We start from the raw sequence: 510 nt of genomic DNA, 5'->3' as shown, positions 1-510 counted from the left end.
CTGCTCAGGGTCTTCCACAACACGGGTAAAAATCCCCTTCTTGAGCACCTGCGGTTCTAGGTCAGCAGGGGTCAGGTTTTTGTGCTCGGGTGCGTCCCGTTCTAGCGCCCCGTAGTAGGTTTTCAGCTTGGTGTGGGTGGCCTTGCTTCCTTCGATGCCGCGTTCCAGTCCGACAGGGCGTCCCACAACTCGCGCAAAGTCGGTCTGCATCTCGTTCAGGGCCTTGGCACCACCGAGGAACCGGCGGCAATTCAGGCGGCCTGTATCGGGGTCTTTTGGCACCACGTAGGCCGACAGGTGCGGCGTTTTTTCGTCCCGGTGAATGATGGCAGCGATCACGTTGTCCTTGCCGTGCCGCTCCTGAATCCAGCGCAACGCCTCGTTCAAATAGGGGTCACGACACGAAAGTGTACTTTACGTACGCTTAGAGTGAACCCAACAAGAACGTTGAGGCTGTTCTGCTGAGAGTTCGATAGACAGTTGGCCGAGAAATAGAAAACAGTTCTGAAA

At 56.3% G+C, this 510-nt stretch carries 1 protein-coding gene; it reads right to left on the bottom strand.

What is annotated here, in order from left to right:
• Positions 1–387, bottom strand: a 387-nt coding sequence (locus tag KP705_RS16940) for a plasmid recombination protein (RefSeq protein ID WP_215765109.1), incomplete at its 3' end; no start/stop codon positions are given.
• Between the last annotated feature and the right edge of the window lie 123 nt (positions 388–510).

Origin of the sequence: Gluconobacter sp. P1D12_c, from assembly GCF_018812105.1 — a bacterium.
Classification (GTDB): Bacteria; Pseudomonadota; Alphaproteobacteria; order Acetobacterales; family Acetobacteraceae; genus Gluconobacter; species Gluconobacter oxydans_A.
Note: the sequence above shows the minus strand (reverse complement) of the source record. Positions and strands in the feature narration are given on the sequence as shown.